Source organism: Ruegeria sp. CDSC052 (genome assembly GCF_059610685.1).
This window is the reverse complement of record NZ_JBXWOB010000003.1, coordinates 293,279-311,030: the sequence shown is the minus strand read 5'-3', so window position 1 is coordinate 311,030 and position 17,752 is coordinate 293,279. Positions and strand designations below refer to the sequence as shown.

Genomic DNA, 17,752 nt, shown 5'->3' with positions numbered 1-17,752 from the left:
AAGGACTAACAGAATGACATCCATTTTTAGCAAGCTGATAACCTCGGCGGTTTTCGCGGCAGGTCTGTCGACTGCTGCCTTTGCGGACACCTGGAAATTCGCCTCGGAAGAGGACAAAGGCGACGTACAGGATATCTTTGCACAGGCCTTCGCCGAAAGTGTCAAAGAGCAGTCCGATGGCGACATCAAAGTGCGTATCTACTACTACGGTCAGTTGGGTACCGAGAACGATATTGTCGAGCTGACATCTAAGGGTACGGTCCAGTTCGTATCGGTGGGCACCGGTCACCTGGGGTCTTATGTGCCCGAGGCACAGGTTCTTGATCTGCCCTATGTTCTGGGCGGTGATATCGACGTGATCCGCGAAGTTCTGACCACCAGCCCGACCATCTATGAAGACCTCAGCGAGAAATTCGAGAAGGTGAACCTGAAGCTACTCACCATGATCTCGGAAGGCGACATGGCCTGGGGTGCCAACAAGGCGATCCGCAGCCCGGCGGATTTTGAAGGCCAGAAAATCCGTACCTTCACTTCGACCATTCCGGTGGAAACCTTCAAGGCGTTTGGCGCCAACCCGACGCCTTTGTCCTGGGGCGAGGTCTATGGCGCGCTGCAGTTGAAGACCGTCGATGGCATGGTGAACCCGATCTATTTCATCTACAACGCCAAGTGGCATGAGGTTCAGGATTACCTGATCTTCCCGGGCCAGCTTCCTTACGTCGGCACCGTTTCCACCAACAGTGAATGGTTCAACGGTCTGCCCGCGGATCAGCAAGAGATGGTCAAGAACGCCATCGCCAAGGGCGAGCAGGCTGCGCATGATTATCAGATCAAGATCAATCTGGAAAACATGGACAAGATCAAGGCCGAGCGCCCCGATCTGCAGGTCATCGTCTTGACTGAGGACGAGCGCGCTGTCTTTGAAGCCCAAAGCGCCACATTGCACGAAACATTCTTCGATGTGGTCGAAAACGCCTATGACGACGCCGAGAAACCTGCGGCCCGCGCGCAAGCCCAGAAGATCCTCGACGGCCTGCTTAACGAGGTGAGCAATGCGTCGCAATAAAAGCTGACATCACTGAAAGGCGCGGCGTCTCATTCAGACGTCGCGTCTTTCATTTACGGAACGCTGACTGGCGGGCCGAGGGAGGGAAAATCATGAAAAGCGCTTTGGTCGCCCTAAGTAGGGGCACCGAGTTCATCGAGAAATTCGTTATCATTCTGGCCATATTGTTGATGATGGTGAATTCGACCGCAAACGCTATTGGCCGCTACGCCTTTGGCAAAAGCCTGTTCTTCTCGGAAGAGCTGAACCAGTTTCTGATTGTCAGCGTGACCTTTTTTGGATTTGCCTATGCGGTTCGGAAAGGTCGAAACATTCGGATGACGGCGGTTTATGACACGCTGTCCCGACGATCCAAGAAGGTGATCCTGACGCTGATTTCGATCACGACCAGCATGCTGCTGGCCTTTTTGGCCTATAAGTCCGTGTTCTACGTGCTTGAGATCAAAGAGCTGAACCGTCTGAGCCCGGCGCTGCAGTTTCCGGTCTATATCATCTACTCGGTGATCCCGGTCGGCCTGTTTATGGCCAGCCTGCAATATCTGATCGCATTCATCATGAATGTCACTCATGTCGGCATCTGGCACTCGTACGAAGTCGAGGACAATGACGCAGTGGATGTAGGAGTCTGAGATGCCCGGATTCCTTGATTTCCTTGGCGATGTCATAGCTGGTGAGCTGGATATCTATGTCATCACCTTTGCTCTGGTCGTGGCGATGGTGGTTCTGCTGTTCCTCAGCTACCCGATGGTTGTTCCGCTAGCGGTTGCCACGCTGATTGGCCTTGTTCATTTCTCGCAAAGCGATACTGGCGTCATCATCCAACAGATGGTCACTGGCATTTCGCCAAACGCGCTGATCGCTGTGCCGATGTTCATATTCGCCGCCGATATCATGGCGAGAGGTCATACGGCCAATAATCTGCTTGGGCTGATCGAAGCCTTTGTCGGTCACCGCCGAGCCGGATTGCCGATCACGGCCTGCATCAGTTGCACATTGTTCGGCTCGGTTTCGGGTTCGACTCAGGCGACCGTGGTTTCGATTGGTCAGATCATGCGGCCAAAGCTGCTGAAGGCCGGTTACAAGGACAGTTTTGTCATGGCGTTGATCATCAATGCCAGCGACATCGCCTTCCTTATCCCTCCAAGCATCGGGATGATCCTATATGGCACGCTGGCCAATACCAGCGTGGGCGAACTGTTCATTGCAGGAATTGGTCCGGGCGTTGTTCTGGCGCTGATGTTTTCGGTCTATTGCTATTTCTACAGCGTCCTGCAGGGCGATCTGATCGCGCGGGTGCCAAAGAAATCCGGTGCCGAGCGGCGCGCAGCGTTTCGCAAGGCCATACTGCCGCTTGGTTTCCCGGTCCTGATCGTCGGCGGTATCTACACCGGCGCAGTGACCCCGACCGAAGCAGCCTCGTTTTCGGTGCTTTATGCGCTGATCGTCGAATGCGTGATTTATAGGGAACTGAAACTCAACGACGTTTTGGATTCCGCTCTCAGCACAGGATTGATTACGGCGGTTGTGTTCATCCTTGTCGGGATCGGTCAGGCGTTTTCCTGGTATATTTCCTTCGAACAGATTCCACAGGGCCTGTTAGAGCCGCTGAACCTGGAAGGCGCGTCGCAGGAATACATCCTGTTCATCATAGCGCTGTGCTTCTTCGTGGGATGTATGTTCGTCGACTCGCTGGTCGTGCTTGTCATCCTTACGCCAATCTTCGTTCCGATCGTGGATGCCTCGGGGATTGATCCGGTTCTTGTCGGGGTTATGGTGACGCTGCAGATGGCCATCGGATCAGCAACACCGCCGTTTGGCTGCGATATCTTCACCGCAATCGCGATTTTCAACAGACCTTATCTTGAGGTGATCCGGGGCACTTTGCCGTTCTTCGCGATCCTGGCGCTGATGACGGCTATGCTGATCTACTTCCCAGGTATCGCCCTGTTCCTCAGGGATCTGGCGGCGTTTTGACAAAATGAATGAAGGATGGCCGGTTGTTTTGAATCGGCCATCCAAACTTGATCCGAAGATCAGCGCCCAATACCGACGTAACTATCGAAGCCGGATTTCTTGACGGCGGGTTCGGAATAGATATTGCGCAGATCGACCATTCGGGGGGATTTCATCGTGCCAGCTAGTTCGCTCAGATTGAGCGCACGGAACTCGTTCCATTCGGTCAACAGCACAACGACATCCGCATCTGCAGCAGCAGCATAGGGGTCTTCGCACCATTCGACGCCGGGCAGCAGGGCCTCACCTTCGGAACGCCCCTGAGGGTCGACAACCCGCACCGTTGCCCCACCACCGATCAGTGCAGGCACTATAGTTAACGAGGGCGCATCACGCATATCGTCGGTATTGGGTTTGAAGGTCACGCCCAGAACAGCGATCGTTTTTCCATTGAAACTGTCGTCGCAGACATCTCGGATTTTCTGGATCATCCGTTTCTTGACCTCGTCATTCACCCGGATGACGGTTTCGGTGATCTGCATCGGGTGGGCATGTTCCTGACCGATCCGGGCCAAAGCGGCGGTGTCTTTTGGAAAGCACGATCCGCCATATCCCGGACCTGCATGTAGGAATTTATTGCCAATGCGCCCATCCAGACCGATGCCTCGGGCGACCTCTTTCACGTCGCCGCCAACACGTTCGCACAGGCCTGCGATCTCATTTATAAAGGTGATCTTGGTCGCAAGAAACGCGTTAGCGGCGTATTTGATCATCTCTGCGCTTTCCAGATCGGTGGTCAGGATCGGGAAGTCCCGCAGGTAAAGCGGGCGGTATATTTCCGCCATGACATCGGCGGCGCGGTCTGATTCAACGCCGACAACCACACGATCCGGGCGCATGAAATCATCAATGGCGGCCCCTTCGCGCAGGAATTCAGGGTTCGAGGCGACGTCGAATTCGGCCTTCGGGTTGGCGGCAGAAATGACCTGATGCACCTTGCGATTGGTGCCAACTGGAACGGTCGATTTGGTTACCACCACAGTGTAGCCCGTAATCGCATGCGCAATTTCTTCTGCGGCGGCCATCACATAAGTCAGATCGGCGTGACCGTCCCCTCGACGTGTGGGCGTGCCCACGGCAATAAAAACAGCATCCGCACCATCCACTGCTGCGGCCAGGTCCGTGGAAAAGCTGAGCCGACCAGCGGCTACGTTTTTGGCCATCAGGACGTCAAGCCCGGGCTCATATATCGGGACTTCGCCAGCCTGCAGCATCTCAATTTTCTGTTCGGCCTTGTCGACGCAAATGACATCATGGCCGAAATCGGAAAAACATACCCCGGACACCAAACCTACATAGCCGGTTCCGATCATCGCAATACGCATACTAAAATACCCTTCTTAACAAATACCGCCTTTGGCGCGCACACATTCGAAGAAAGTTCCGCCGGTTTCAATGCCTGTCAGCGTGCTTGGGTTGCATTCCGGGGATTCTTGCTGTTTTTGGGTCGGCAATCATACACATTTGTTTTCGTAGGGCGGAACTATGACAAAAACGGCATTAATCACCGGGATTACCGGACAAGACGGATCGTATCTGGCCGAGTTTTTGTTGGAAAAAGGTTATGAAGTTCACGGCATTAAGCGCCGCGCGTCCTCATTCAACACGCAACGCATCGACCACATCTATCAAGACCCACACGTTCCCAATCCCAAACTGCACCTGCACTATGGTGATCTGAGCGATACGTCTAACCTGACGCGAATCATTCGCGAAGTGCAGCCGGACGAGGTCTATAACCTTGGCGCACAGTCCCATGTGGCCGTCAGTTTTGAATCCCCGGAATACACTGCGGATGTGGATGCCATTGGTACTTTGCGTTTGCTGGAAGCGATACGTTTTCTCGGGCTCGAGAAAAAGACACGCTTCTATCAGGCCTCGACCTCGGAACTCTACGGTCTGGTGCAAGAGACCCCGCAACGCGAAACCACCCCGTTCCACCCACGGTCACCTTATGCGGTTGCCAAACTTTATTCTTACTGGATCACGGTCAATTACCGTGAGGCCTATGGCATGTATGCCTGTAACGGGATCCTGTTTAACCACGAAAGCCCGCGCCGGGGCGAAACTTTTGTTACCCGCAAGATCACACGCGGTTTGGCAAATATTGCGCAAGGATTGGAAAGTTGCCTGTACATGGGCAATATCGACAGTCTGCGGGATTGGGGCCACGCGAAGGACTATGTGCGGATGCAATGGCTGATGCTGCAGCAGGACAATCCTGAGGATTTCGTGATTGCGACCGGGGTTCAGTATTCGGTACGACAGTTCATTGAATGGTCGGCAGCCGAGCTTGGCGTTTCACTGGAATTCACCGGGTCAGGCGTTGACGAAACCGCGACTGTCGTTTCGATCGAGGGGGACAAAGCCCCGGGATTGAAACCCGGTGACGTCGTAATGCGGATAGACCCACAATATTTTCGCCCGGCCGAGGTCGAAACCCTTCTGGGCGATCCCTCAAACGCCAAGAACAAACTGGGTTGGGTACCAGAACTGACCGTGCAGGAAATGTGCGCTGAGATGGTGACCGAAGACCTGAAGACGGCCAAACGTCACGCGCTTTTGAAAGAGCACGGGTTTGAGCTGCCAATGAGCCTGGAAAACGGCTGAGGAGGCCCTCATGCGTAAGATCTATGTTGCCGGGCATCGTGGTATGGTTGGCGGCGCAATCCTGCGCCGTTTGCAAAACCGCAAGGACGAAGGCGAAGAGCTGGAGTTGATCACGCGCAGGCATTCCGAACTGGATCTAACCGACCAATCCGCCGTGCGTGATTTTATGCAGACTGAGCGTCCGGATATGGTGATCCTAGCCGCGGCCAAGGTCGGTGGGATTCACGCGAATAACACGTACCCCGCAGATTTCATTTACGAAAACCTGATGATTGAATGCAACGTGATCCATCAGGCTTTTGCAGCGGGGGTAAAGCATTTGCTGCAGTTGGGTAGTTCGTGCATTTACCCACGGGCTGTCCCTCAGCCCATGCGTGAAGACGCTTTGCTGACCGGCGTGCTGGAACCCACCAACGAACCCTATGCCGTTGCAAAGATCGCCGGGATCAAGCTGTGTGAAAGCTATAATCGCCAACATGGCGTCGATTACCGGTCGGTTATGCCAACCAATCTTTACGGACCCGGAGACAATTTTCACCCCGAAAACAGCCATGTCCTGCCGGCCCTGATCCGCAGATTCCATGAGGCGCAGCGTGACGGGCTGGAAGAAGTGGTGATTTGGGGCACAGGAAAGCCAAGGCGCGAGTTTTTGCATGTTGATGATATGGCCGAGGCATCGCTGTTCGTGCTCGATCTGCCGCGCGATATCTATGATGCGAATACCCAGCCGATGCTGAGCCATATCAATGTGGGATGCGGCGAAGATATCTCAATCGCTGAGCTGGCGGCCCTGGTGGCCGGAACAACCGGATTCACGGGTAAGATCACTCAGGATGTCAGCAAGCCTGACGGGACACTGCGCAAGTTGATGGATGTGTCCCGACTGGCCGATATGGGGTGGCGCGCGCGCGTCGGACTCGAAGATGGTATCCGCGAGACCTATGCGTGGTTTCTGGAGCAGGCAGACACCGATTTGCGCGCCAAATGACCGCCCGGGAATAGCTCCGGACGGTCTAAAGCTCAGAACCAGCGACCGGTTGCGACTACCGTTGGGGACAGGCTGCTTGTGTCCGAGGATGCCGATAGAACCTTAAAGGGCACTTGTGTTTCAGTGGCCGCGCCCAAACCTATAAACCGGCTTGTCGCGCCGCCACTGCCACCGACCGAGGGTGAGGTTCCGGACGCAAAGGCTGCGGGAAAGCTCCAGGTGGTCTCGGCGCTGGAATACAGCGATCCTTCGGCGTTCACGCAATCGGTGGCCGTCAGAACGCCCGTGCAGATTTGTGTACCATCCGCAAACCGGACGTATTCGCCAGTGGCGGTTGATCCGCGTTCGACAACTGCGCCGGTCGGCACCCCGGCGGATTCAGACACAGTGCCCAGCAGATTTCCGGGGCAATAGCCATAATCGGCCCGCATCAGGCGGCCCGCCGTGATGTCCTCGGCATCGTTTTGAATGGCAGAGCCTGAGGCTGTTCCGGTGGCTGGGTCAAAGCTCAGCGCCTCGGTCCAGGATCCGCCATCAGAAGAGACTTTGATGGAAAAACCGGTATTGCCGGACAATCCCATTTCCGCATGGCCAACCCAGTTTGACTGGAATAAAAGCGACGCGGTATCCCCTGACGCCGCCTTGTTGATCTTCAACTGGTGACCAGCCCCGTCATGGCTGAGCAACGTCGCAGGCGACCGGACCGAAAGCCGATTGGTGCTGTCATACCCGGTTGCGATGCCCAACCCGTCCAGGTTCTGGGTCGCGACCTGTGGTTCGGACCAGTCTGCGCCGTCCCAGATCTTCAACCGGTTGGCCTGTTCATCCCAGGTCCGCCAGCCGATTCCCGGGGTCACAAAATGCCAGGCGTCATCCAACCAGGCCGCAAGGGCGCCCGGCTGCGCGGCCCAATCCCCGGTAGGGTTGGCGCCAAGCGCGTGAATCTCGCCCTGTTCCGGCACCGCAGGCGGGACCGAGGCGTTTGTCGACGCTACGCTCAGCTGGACAATCAGGTCCAGAGCACGCAGCGCCTCGTTATGGGTGACGTGTTTCTGGGCCTGCGAAGGTTGCAGGAAAGGTAAATCCAATCTGGGTGAGTTTTGTGACACGGGCGGCGTCCTCCTGTAGCTGTCGGTCCGACTATTGCATTGCGCGCTACATTGCCGTGCCCAGGATGAATTCGGTCTGATCTGACCGAACGTTCGAATAATCATTTGCTAACGTTTGGAGGATTCCATGGGGCGTAGCCAAAGGTCTGGATTCAACGAAAAAGGACAGCCGAAGCTGCCCTTAAGCTTACCAATCGCCGCTAAAGGTTAGCTGCGGGCGTACACATCCTCGTACCGGATGATGTCGTCCTCACCCAGATAAGACCCGGTCTGGACCTCGATCAGAACCATCGGCACCTTGCCCGGATTCTCCATCCGATGAACGGCGCCGAGCGGGATGTAGACAGACTGGTTTTCAGAGATCAGGCGCACATCTTCGTCGATCGTTACTTTTGCCGTGCCCTGAACAACGATCCAGTGTTCAGACCGGTGGTGATGGGATTGCAGGCTTAGTGAGGCGCCGGGGTGAACGTGTATGCGTTTGACCTGGAACCGATCCCCGATAACCAGGCTTTCGAACCAGCCCCAAGGGCGATGATCGACCGGCAGCGATTCCGCTTGTTTGGCGCCTTTGGCCTTCAGGGCCGCAACCGCCTGTTTGACGTCCTGAGCCTTGTCCATGCTGGCCACCAAAACCGCATCAGGCATGGCGACCGCAATCATGTTTTCCAGACCCATCGCAACAACTTCTTGCGTGGGGGTTTCTGAACGCACCAATACGTTCCGGCAGTCAATGGTGGTAACCTGGCCCGTAGTGGCAACGCCATCGGCGTCTGGATTGCTCAGCTCTTGAACTGCCGACCAGCTGCCGACATCCGACCAGCCCGACGCATAGGGTACGACGCTCAGATTGCGGGCTTTCTCCATGACCGCGTAGTCGATCGAGATATCCTCGACCGTGCCCCAGGCTCGGGGATCGAGGCGCAGAAACCCGAGGTCGGCCTTTGCCTCACGGACGGCCTTGCCGACCGGGTCCAGCAGTGCGGACGCATGTTCTTTGAATGCAGCGATTATGTCTTTGACCGCGAAAAGAAATATCCCCGAATTCCAAAGATAGCTGCCATCGGCGATCATGGCTTGGGCATTCTGCAGATCAGGCTTTTCGACAAAACGGTCCAACGCAATGGCGGTGTTGCCCGTATCTGGGGCATGGCTGAGCTTGAGATATCCATAGCCGGTTTCCGGCCGGTCCGGAGTGATCCCGAAAGTGACGAGATCCCCACGATCCGAAATCGCGCGCGCGCCTTCGGTAACTGCCTGATGAAACGCAGCTTTGTCCGGGATGACATGGTCCGATGGGGCGACAAGCATGATCGCATCCGGGTTGCTGGCGGCCAGATACAACGCGGCGGCCAGAACCGCTGGTGCTGTGTTGCGCCCTTCGGGTTCGATCAAAATGGGACCCGGATCTATGCCAATCGCGCCCAGTTGTTCCGGAACCACAAAACGGAATGCATCATTGGTAAGGATCAGCGGCTTGGCATAAGGCGCGTCCTTGGGTCCCTGCATTCGTTCAGCACAATCCTGAAGCAGGCTTGAATCACCGATCAGAGGGACGAACTGCTTGGGGTAACTTTTGCGCGACAGGGGCCACAGTCGGGTGCCGGACCCTCCGCAGAGTATGATGGGATGGATGGTGGTCATTGCGGCTTGCCTCGAAGGTTCTTGGACTTTGTCACTTTAGAAACGACATGCTGAAGGTTGCGGGCGCTATTGAGCGGCCTTCCCGGCGGCGACTATCTCGTTCAGATATTGGCTCAGGTCATCACGCAGATCGCTACGGGCCAGCGCAAAGGCAACAGTTGCCTGAAGGAACCCGGCTTTCGAGCCGCAATCAAATCGCTGGCCGTCGAATTTATAGCCAAACACGGGCACACCGTTACAGATGTCTTCTGCGATAGCATCGGTCAGCTGAATCTCACCGCCACTGCCCGTTTTCTTTTGGTTGAGATTGTACAGCACTGACGGCCCCAGAATATACCGACCGATAACGGCCAGGTTCGAGGGGGCTTCTTCCGGCTTGGGCTTTTCAACCATTCCTCTGGCGCGTACCACGGAGCCGACGTTTTCGCCTACATCCAGAACGCCATAGGAACTGGTTTTTTCGTTTGGCACTTCCATCGTTGCGACCATGTTGCCGCCGGTTTCCTCATAGGCTTCGACCATCTGCTGCAGACAGGGTTTATCAGCAGCAATGACGTCATCAGGCAACATTACTGCAAATGGCTCGTCGCCGATCAGACGGCGGGCACACCAGACTGCGTGGCCCAGACCAAGCGCCTTGTGCTGGCGGATATAGGCGATGGCGCCGCTTTCCATATTCGTTGCATTCAGCGCCTCAAGCAGGTCATCCTTGCCCTTGGCCTTGAGCTCTTGTTCCAGCACGAGGTTGTGATCAAAGTAATCTTCCAGCGCAGATTTGCCACGCGAAGTTACAAAGATGAATTCGGTAATACCTGCGGCGCGGGCTTCGTCGATTGCGTATTGAACCAAAGGACGGTCAACCAGTGTCATGATCTCTTTGGGGACGGATTTTGTCGCTGGGAGAAAACGCGTGCCCAATCCCGCAACGGGGAAAATCGCCTTGGTGACCTTGCGTACCATGTTACCTCTCAAATTCAATTCTTGCCCGACCGCGTAGGGCAGGCCGGGGTTTCCTATTAGGCTGCGCAGTCAGAACAATCAATGACATCGCGGCCGCAGTCTAAAATCTGACAGGAAGGTGCCACCGGGGGTAGGGGAAGTCAAAACGAACCGCCGTTTGATGCCTTTGAAACCCGTCATTTACCGGTGTTTTGTTGTACAATCCGGCCCTTCGTCCATTCATTGGCAAGAATGCGCCAAGAATCGTCATGAAGTCGTGCAAAGCCAAACCTGTCCCCGAGGCTGTTCATGCGGCCTCGGGGACAGGGAATTTATGTGTTCGCCAGGATTGTCTCAAGCGGATCATGCTCGGCCACGAAATGGTTTGGTGCGACCTCGTTGAGCTGTGGAACATAATCGTTCTGACCGGCCGATAGCCGGCTGGGCAAGAACCTGAGCGCCGCTTTCGGGTCCATCGGCGAAGGCAGCTCTCCCGGCAATTTGAGGCGCTGGCGTTGCCGTTCCACATCCGGATCGGGGATCGGGACCGCCGAGATCAGCGATTTGGTATAGGGGTGCAGAGGCTGCGAACAGATCACCTCTCCATCTCCCAATTCGACGATGCGCCCCAGATACAGTACCATGATCCGGTTTGACACTGTCCGTACCACGGACAGGTCGTGGCTGATGAAAATCATCGACAGCCCGAATTCCTGCTGCAGCTCTTTCAAAAGCTCTACGATCTGGGCCTGGATCGACACGTCCAAAGCCGAGACCGCCTCGTCACAAATGATCAGCTTGGGCTTGTTGATCATCGCCCGCGCGATCCCGACACGCTGGTTCTGCCCACCGGACAGCTCGTGCGGATAGCGGTTGATCATGTTGGCCTGCAGGCCGACCCGCTCCATCATTTCCCCGACCATTTTCTTGCGCTCACGCTCTGTCAGATCCGGGCGATAGGTTTTCAGAGGTTCGGCGATAGAGGCCGAGATGGTCATCCGCGGATCGAGGCTGGCCAGCGGATCCTGGAACACAATCTGCAGGTCCTTGCGGTACTTGTTCAGCTCGGCCCGCTTTAGCCCGACTATCGGATGGCCCAGCCAGCTGACATTGCCACTGCTGGGTTCGATCAGCTGCAGAACCGCCCGCGCCAGTGTGGATTTGCCACAGCCGGATTCACCCACAACGCCCAGCGTCTCGCCCTTACGGATGTCAAAGCTGACACCGTCCACAGCTTTCAGCGGTACTTTGCGCCCGAACAACCCGCCCGACACGTGGATCGGGAAATGCACTTTCACGTCATCGACCCTAAGCAAAGGTGCGTCGGTTTCTTCCAGTGCTTTTGGCGCGTCACCAGCATCAATGCGCGGCATCGCTTCAAGCAGGGTGCGGGTGTATTCATGCTGCGGCGCGCGGAAGATCTCGCGTGTGTCCCCGGCCTCAACAAACTGACCCAGACGCATGACCTGAATGCGGTCACACATCCGTGCCACCACGCCCATGTCATGCGTGATCAGCGCAATGGCAGTGCCTTCGTCTTTTTGCAGGTGCACCATCAAGTCCAGGATGTCGGCCTGGACCGTCACATCCAGCGCCGTGGTCGGTTCATCGGCGATCAGCAGCTTTGGGCTGCACAACATCGACATGGCGATCATGACACGTTGGCGCATGCCCCCCGACAATTCGTGCGGGTATTGATCCAGACGACGGTTTGCCTCTGGGATGCGGACCCGGTCCAACCACTCCAGACAGCGCGCCCGAGCGGCCGAACCCTGCAACCCTTCGTGAACCTGCAGAACCTCACGCATTTGCTGCCCGACCCGCAGATGCGGGGTCAGGGCGGTCAGCGGATCCTGAAAGATCATGCCGACGTCATCGCCGCGGATCTGGTTCAGCTTGTTGATCGGCAGATTCAGGATTTCCTTGCCGTTCAGCGTGGCCGAACCGATTGCACGACCCGCTGAAGGCAACAGCCCCATTGCGGCCATGAAAGTCTGGCTTTTGCCGGACCCGCTTTCGCCCACAATACCAAGGCATTCGCCCGGATTTATGTCAAAGCTGATGCCTTTGACGGCCTCGACCACACCATCGGGGGTGTCGAACTGGACGCTTAGGTCCTTAACAGAGAACAAGCTCATATCAGCGATCCTTTGGGTCCAGAGCGTCACGCAGCCCATCGCCGATGAAGAACATCGTGATGATAATGGCGACATAGAATGTCAGAGGGAACATCAGCTGCCAGAGGGTTCCGTACCCCATTGTGCCTGCCCCTTCAGCGATCAGACGGCCTAGCGAGGTATAGGGCTCCGAGATGCCAAGTCCGAGGAACGAGATAAAGCTTTCGGTCAGGATCATCTCAGGCACCAGAAGCGATGCATAGACGATTACCACGCCCAGCAGGTTGGGCAGGATATGGCGATACATGATGGTGAATTCGCTGACACCGGCGGCGCGCGCGGCCTCGATGAATTCGCGGTTTTTCAGGGCCAGAGTCTGCCCTCTGACGATCCGTGACATGGTCAACCAACCAACCGCGCCCAACGCGATGAACAGGGTAAAGAACGACCGACCGGCCACCACAAGCAACAGAATGATGATCAGAGTTGTCGGAATGGCCAGAAGGATATCGACGAACCGCATCATCGCGCCGTCAAGGCGCCCGCCAATATACCCGGCGGCGATGCCATAGCAGGTGCCAACAATCAACGCGGTGGCCGCCCCGACGAGCCCCACCAACAACGATGTTGTTGTGGCCTGAATGACCCGGCTGTAAAGGTCGCGCCCCAGATCGTCGACGCCAAAGAAGTGCCCGGTCTCAATCGACGGCATTCCCATGCCACGGATGTCACCCATCACGTTCCAGTCGATTTCCTCATTGCTCCAAACGGCGAAATATGGGCCGAAGATTGTGAACAGAACGATCATCAGCAAGATGAATACGCTCGCCATTGCGGCTTTGTTGCGGACAAACCGCATCCGCGCATCCTGCCAGAGGGAACGCCCCTGAACGGCCGTGAAATCGGTGATGTCCTCGGCCAGATGGGCGGCTTTTTGTGATTTTCCTAGCATTTTGTGCCCCTCAGTACCGGATTTTCGGATCGAACCAGGCATATGCCAGGTCGGTCAGCAGGTTCACGATCACTGTCAGCGTGCCGTACAGGATCGTGACCCCCAGCAGCACCGCATAGTCACGCGACAGGGCCGAGCCGACATAAGCCTGCCCCAGACCGCCGGTCGAGAAATAGATGTCGACGAAAACCGAACCGGTCAGAACATAGACAAAGACCGGCCCCAGATAGGACACCACCGGCAGCAGCGTGGGCTTCAACGCATGGCGCCAGATTACGGTCCTGGTAGGCAAACCCTTGGCCCGGGCCGTGCGGATGAAGTTCGAGTTCAGAACTTCGAGCATCGACGAACGGGTAATCCGCGCGATCGACCCCATATAGGAGGTGGCCAATGCGATGACAGGCATGATCAGGTATTGCCACTGACCGCCGTTCCAGCCACCACCCGGCAACCATCCCAGCCACAAAGTGAAGGTCAGGATCAGGATCGGGCCCATGATGAAGTTCGGCAGAGCCTGCGCAGCGATACCCAGACCTACGGCAAAATAGTCGATCCAGCTGTTGTGTCGGATGGCTGCGGCGATCCCAAGGCCAATACCTACGACACTTGCCAGCAGGAATGACAATGACCCGTAAGTCAGCGAGATCGGGAAGCCTTGCGAAATGATATCATTGACGTCCCGGTCCTTGAACTTGAAGGACGGGCCGAAATCGAAATGCACGACAATGTTGTACAGATAGTCCCAAAGCTGTTTCCACAGCGGCTGGTCCAGACCATAGCGCGCCTCAATATTGGCCAGTACCTGCGGCGGCAATGGCCGTTCCGAGGTAAACGGCCCGCCGGGCGCGTAGTGCATCAGAAAGAAACAGGCAACGATCAGCAACAGGATCGTTGGAACGGCGATCAGCAATCGCCGGATGATATAGGCAAGCATTTCATGCCCCCATTATTGGCTTTGCCCCGGGGTGATCCTCGGGGCAAAGCGTGGTCTAAGGAAGGTTATTCGGCGATCTTGTAGAGGTTCTTGGAGTACCAGTTCTGCTCTACGTTCTTGACCGGCCAGTTGCCGACATCGCTGTCCATCATGTAGACGCCAGCATAGTGATAGATCGGGATAACCGGAGTCTCTTGTGCAATGATCCGCTCAACCTCGGTATACAGTGGTGCTGCGTCATCTGCTGTCTTGGCCTGGGTCAGCAAATCGTCAACCTTGGAGTTGTTGTACTTGCCGTCGTTATAGCCGGAATCCGACTGCAACAGGTCCAGGAAGGTCGAGGCTTCGTTATAGTCGCCACACCAGGCGCCACGGGCCAGATCGAAGTTCTGGTTGCCGCGCTCTTCCAGGAACACTTTCCATTCCATATTGGCCAACTCGACCTGTACGCCCAGTTTCTGTTTCCACATCTGGCTCAGTGCCACTGCGACTTTCTTATGGGCCTCTGATGTGTTGTAGACCATGTCAAAGCTCAGCGGGTTGTCGGGGCCAAATCCGGCCTCGGCCAGCAGCTCCTTGGCCAGCTCGTCACGCTCGGCTTGCGTCATCGAAGCCATTTCGACTTCGGGGACGGTGAACCCAGCGGTTGCTTCGGGTGCGAACGTATATGCGGGCGGCTCACCACCGGCTTTAACGTTCTTGGTGATGATGTCGCGGTCAACTGCAAGAGACAGGGCTTGACGTACATTTGGGTTCTTGAATTCTTCCGGTCCGCTGTCAGACAGGTTGAATGTATAGTAATAGTTGCACAGGCGCGGGAAGCTGATGGCCTCTTCGGGGTGCTCTTTCTGTAGGCGCGGGAACTGACCAGCAGGTACTTCAGTGCGGTCCAGCTCGCCTGCGAGGTAACGGGTCAGGGCTACGTTTTCGTCGTTGATGACAAGGGCCACGACTTTTTCGACAATCGTATTGTCGTTATCCCAATACATCTCGTTGCGCTCACGGACCGAGCGTTCCTGTGGCAGGTGTTCGGTCAGAACATAGGCGCCGTTCGAGACGATGTTTTCCGGCTTAGTCCAGGCGTCGCCAAACTCTTCGATCACCTTCTGCGGGGCAGGGAAGGTGGTGGAATGGGTGGTCATTTGCGCGAAATAAGGCAGTGCTGCGCTCAGCTTGACCTCAAGTGTGTGGTCGTCGATGGCGGTTACGCCCAGTTCGTCCACCGGCTTCTCACCAGCAATGATTTCGGCCGCATTTTCGATCGACATCAGCTCCATGAACCACGCATAAGGCGAGGACAGAGCGGGATCGACGGCACGTTTCCATGCAAAGACGAAATCGCCTGCCGTGACCGGATCACCATTGGACCATTTGGCGTTATCACGCAGTGTAAATGTGTAAACGTCCTTGGTATCGTTTGTGGTATAGCCGGTTGCGACGCCGGGCACCAAATTGCCGTCTTCGTCCTGATTCATCAGGCCTTCGAACAGGTCGCGGACAATTTCCGCACCGGTAACGTCTTCAACAACCTGCGGGTCAACCGAACTGTGCTCATCCAGAACGCGATAGGTGAAGGTTTGATCATCCGCCAGCGCCTCGCCGGTTTCGGGATGGGTGCCGGCGGCAAATGCAGCGCCGGTGATCATGGTCGAGGTCAGTAGCCCCGCCAGAGATGTCCGAATGTATTTGTTCATATCTTTCTACTCCCATTTGTGTGGTGGCAAGGTACGCACATCCGTTCAGGATGGTCGCTGACCACCATGATTGTCCGACTCAGATAGACCGGGACTTGTTCGAATTTTGCTTTTTCAGATCGCAATGAACACCGCGTCGCAGTCTTTCGGTTTGCTGTCGGAAACGTAGTTGCGAAAGTCGCCTTTCACTGATGCAGAACGTGGCACTATTTCAAAAAAGGTTAAAGCCTTTGCGTGCAAAATGGCCAGGTGCGGCCGAAATCTAAAAAATTCCACGGGAGAATGGAAATATTATAATGATACGCGATGGTTTCTTGACATTTTTGTGAAGTTCTTGAGTAAGCGGTTGAGCGTTGACGCAAGGTCCGCTTTTGCGGCTTTCCAAAAATTGGCGCGAATCGCTATTGGGTCAGTGCCCGGACCATATGGGTCTGAGGAAAGCATGTGGCGGACTGATTGGTGGCCTCTTGCCAGCGCCCGATAGAGCGGCGTGTTCGAAAGCCCGGCAGGCCGTCAGCGCCGCCGACGTCATGGCCCATCTGTTCCAATGCGCGCTGCATGGCTGCTATATCCGATCGGTAAAGACCGCCGACTTTGTCCCACCGGCCGCGGAAATCCTGGACGCCATATTCTATCCTATCGCCAACATGGCCGACGAACAGGGCGTAGAGATCGCTTTTGTTGTATTCCTTCAGGACATAAAAATTGGGGGTGACAATGAAGGCCGGGCCATTGCGCCCGGCGGGCATCATCAAAAACCCTTGTCCCTGCATTTCTTGTTTTGGAAACGGCCTGCCAGATACACGGGTGATCCCCAACCCGGCCCAGTCGCGAATAGGACGGCCCTGATCCGGCCCTTCAAGGGTGCAGGAAACCGAAGACGGGACAGTTACTTCGAACCCCCAATCACGACCCGAGACCCAGCCATGTTGGTCGAGGTAGTTTCCGATCGATGAAATTGTGTCCTCGGCCGAGGTCCAGATATCCGCGCGCCCGTCGCCATTTCCATCGGCCGCATAAGTCAGGTAGTTCGATGGCATGAACTGCGGTTGCCCAAGCGCACCGGCCCAACTGCTTTTCATTTGATCCGGCGGTATGTGGCCAGCCTCGGCAATCTTGAGCGCGGCGATAAGCTCTGACGTGAAATATTCTGAGCGGGTGCTCATGAAACCTTTGGTGCCCAGAACCTGAAACGCATTATGCCGGATAGCCACCTGCCCATATCCGCTTTCGCGGCCCCAGATCGCCAGAATGACGCGCGCTGGTACACCGGTATCGGATTCTACCTGTTTCAGTGTCGTGTCATAGCGCCGGGCCATCTTGCGTCCGACAGAAGTGGCCCCCTGAACCGAACCAGCGTTGAAATAACGCCCGGGTGATCCGAACTCGGCCTGCTTTTGTTCCTTGGGAACCGCTGTTGCCGTACCCGGAGGAACCAGGTCTGGCAGTTTCCAGTTCAGCGTGACGCCGTTGAAGGCCCTGTTCATCGTGCGTTTTGAAACACCCTCGTATTTCGCCCGCGCCCAGACTGTGTGTTTCAGCCATGACTGAAACTGAGCCTCGATCGCCGCACGATCCTGTGCTGTCGCACTTGTCGACAGGTAGCAAAGTCCAAGAGTAAGGATTAACCAACGCATTGTCCTATGATCTCACCTGCGAACTACTTTAAGTCAACCTACCAGAACG

Annotated in this window: 14 protein-coding genes; 5 read left to right on the top strand and 9 right to left on the bottom strand. The window is 56.1% G+C overall.

Annotation, left to right across the window (positions count from 1 at the left end; all coding sequences use genetic code 11):
* Positions 1 to 13: 13 nt before the first annotated feature.
* From AC2FIM_RS08715 to AC2FIM_RS08705, 3 genes are all read left to right on the top strand, one after another.
* Entirely contained in the window at positions 14 to 1,066 is a 1,053-nt protein-coding gene (locus AC2FIM_RS08715) for a TRAP transporter substrate-binding protein (RefSeq protein WP_271949037.1), read from the top strand.
* Positions 1,067 to 1,158: 92 nt separating this feature from the next.
* On the top strand, positions 1,159 to 1,695 hold the full coding sequence (locus AC2FIM_RS08710; protein ID WP_271949035.1) for a TRAP transporter small permease: 537 nt from the start codon (positions 1,159 to 1,161) through the stop codon (positions 1,693 to 1,695).
* Positions 1,696 to 1,756: 61 nt separating this feature from the next.
* Positions 1,757 to 3,040, top strand: coding sequence for a TRAP transporter large permease (locus AC2FIM_RS08705; protein ID WP_416383921.1), 1,284 nt, complete (start codon positions 1,757 to 1,759; stop codon positions 3,038 to 3,040).
* 59 nt (positions 3,041 to 3,099) lie between these two features.
* On the opposite strand, the gene AC2FIM_RS08700 is transcribed toward AC2FIM_RS08705, so the two are convergent.
* Complete coding sequence (locus tag AC2FIM_RS08700) at positions 3,100 to 4,404, bottom strand: UDP-glucose dehydrogenase family protein (protein ID WP_142639848.1); 1,305 nt, start codon at positions 4,402 to 4,404, stop codon at positions 3,100 to 3,102.
* A 160-nt stretch (positions 4,405 to 4,564) separates the two neighbouring features.
* On the opposite strand from AC2FIM_RS08700, the gene gmd reads away from it, so the two are divergent.
* Positions 4,565 to 5,689: a GDP-mannose 4,6-dehydratase gene (gene gmd / locus AC2FIM_RS08695; protein ID WP_142639846.1), complete on the top strand. Its 1,125-nt coding sequence runs from the start codon at positions 4,565 to 4,567 to the stop codon at positions 5,687 to 5,689.
* Positions 5,690 to 5,699: 10 nt separating this feature from the next.
* Positions 5,700 to 6,677: a GDP-L-fucose synthase gene (gene fcl, locus AC2FIM_RS08690; RefSeq protein ID WP_281972867.1), complete on the top strand. Its 978-nt coding sequence runs from the start codon at positions 5,700 to 5,702 to the stop codon at positions 6,675 to 6,677.
* 32 nt (positions 6,678 to 6,709) lie between these two features.
* Here fcl and AC2FIM_RS08685 read toward each other — a convergent pair whose 3' ends face one another.
* The 8 genes from AC2FIM_RS08685 to AC2FIM_RS08650 all read right to left on the bottom strand — a co-directional run bounded on the left by AC2FIM_RS08685 (position 6,710) and on the right by AC2FIM_RS08650 (position 17,703).
* Positions 6,710 to 7,786: a DUF2793 domain-containing protein gene (locus AC2FIM_RS08685; protein ID WP_496708005.1), complete on the bottom strand. Its 1,077-nt coding sequence runs from the start codon at positions 7,784 to 7,786 to the stop codon at positions 6,710 to 6,712.
* 207 nt (positions 7,787 to 7,993) lie between these two features.
* Positions 7,994 to 9,430 (bottom strand): mannose-1-phosphate guanylyltransferase/mannose-6-phosphate isomerase, encoded by a 1,437-nt coding sequence (locus tag AC2FIM_RS08680; protein ID WP_271949025.1) that lies wholly within the window; start codon positions 9,428 to 9,430, stop codon positions 7,994 to 7,996.
* Between the two features lie 66 nt (positions 9,431 to 9,496).
* A complete protein-coding gene (gene galU / locus AC2FIM_RS08675; protein ID WP_281995135.1) occupies positions 9,497 to 10,390 on the bottom strand; it encodes a UTP--glucose-1-phosphate uridylyltransferase GalU in 894 nt (297 codons plus the stop codon).
* A 311-nt stretch (positions 10,391 to 10,701) separates the two neighbouring features.
* Positions 10,702 to 12,507 (bottom strand): ABC transporter ATP-binding protein, encoded by a 1,806-nt coding sequence (locus AC2FIM_RS08670; RefSeq protein ID WP_142639836.1) that lies wholly within the window; start codon positions 12,505 to 12,507, stop codon positions 10,702 to 10,704.
* Position 12,508: 1 nt separating this feature from the next.
* Entirely contained in the window at positions 12,509 to 13,438 is a 930-nt protein-coding gene (locus AC2FIM_RS08665; RefSeq protein ID WP_142639834.1) for an ABC transporter permease subunit, read from the bottom strand.
* Between the two features lie 10 nt (positions 13,439 to 13,448).
* Positions 13,449 to 14,372, bottom strand: a complete 924-nt coding sequence (gene oppB, locus AC2FIM_RS08660; RefSeq protein WP_142639832.1) for an oligopeptide ABC transporter permease OppB — start codon at positions 14,370 to 14,372, stop codon at positions 13,449 to 13,451.
* Between the two features lie 65 nt (positions 14,373 to 14,437).
* On the bottom strand, positions 14,438 to 16,066 hold the full coding sequence (locus AC2FIM_RS08655) for a peptide ABC transporter substrate-binding protein (RefSeq protein ID WP_496676879.1): 1,629 nt from the start codon (positions 16,064 to 16,066) through the stop codon (positions 14,438 to 14,440).
* Positions 16,067 to 16,467: 401 nt separating this feature from the next.
* Positions 16,468 to 17,703: a lytic murein transglycosylase gene (locus AC2FIM_RS08650; protein WP_496676881.1), complete on the bottom strand. Its 1,236-nt coding sequence runs from the start codon at positions 17,701 to 17,703 to the stop codon at positions 16,468 to 16,470.
* Positions 17,704 to 17,752 lie beyond the last annotated feature (49 nt).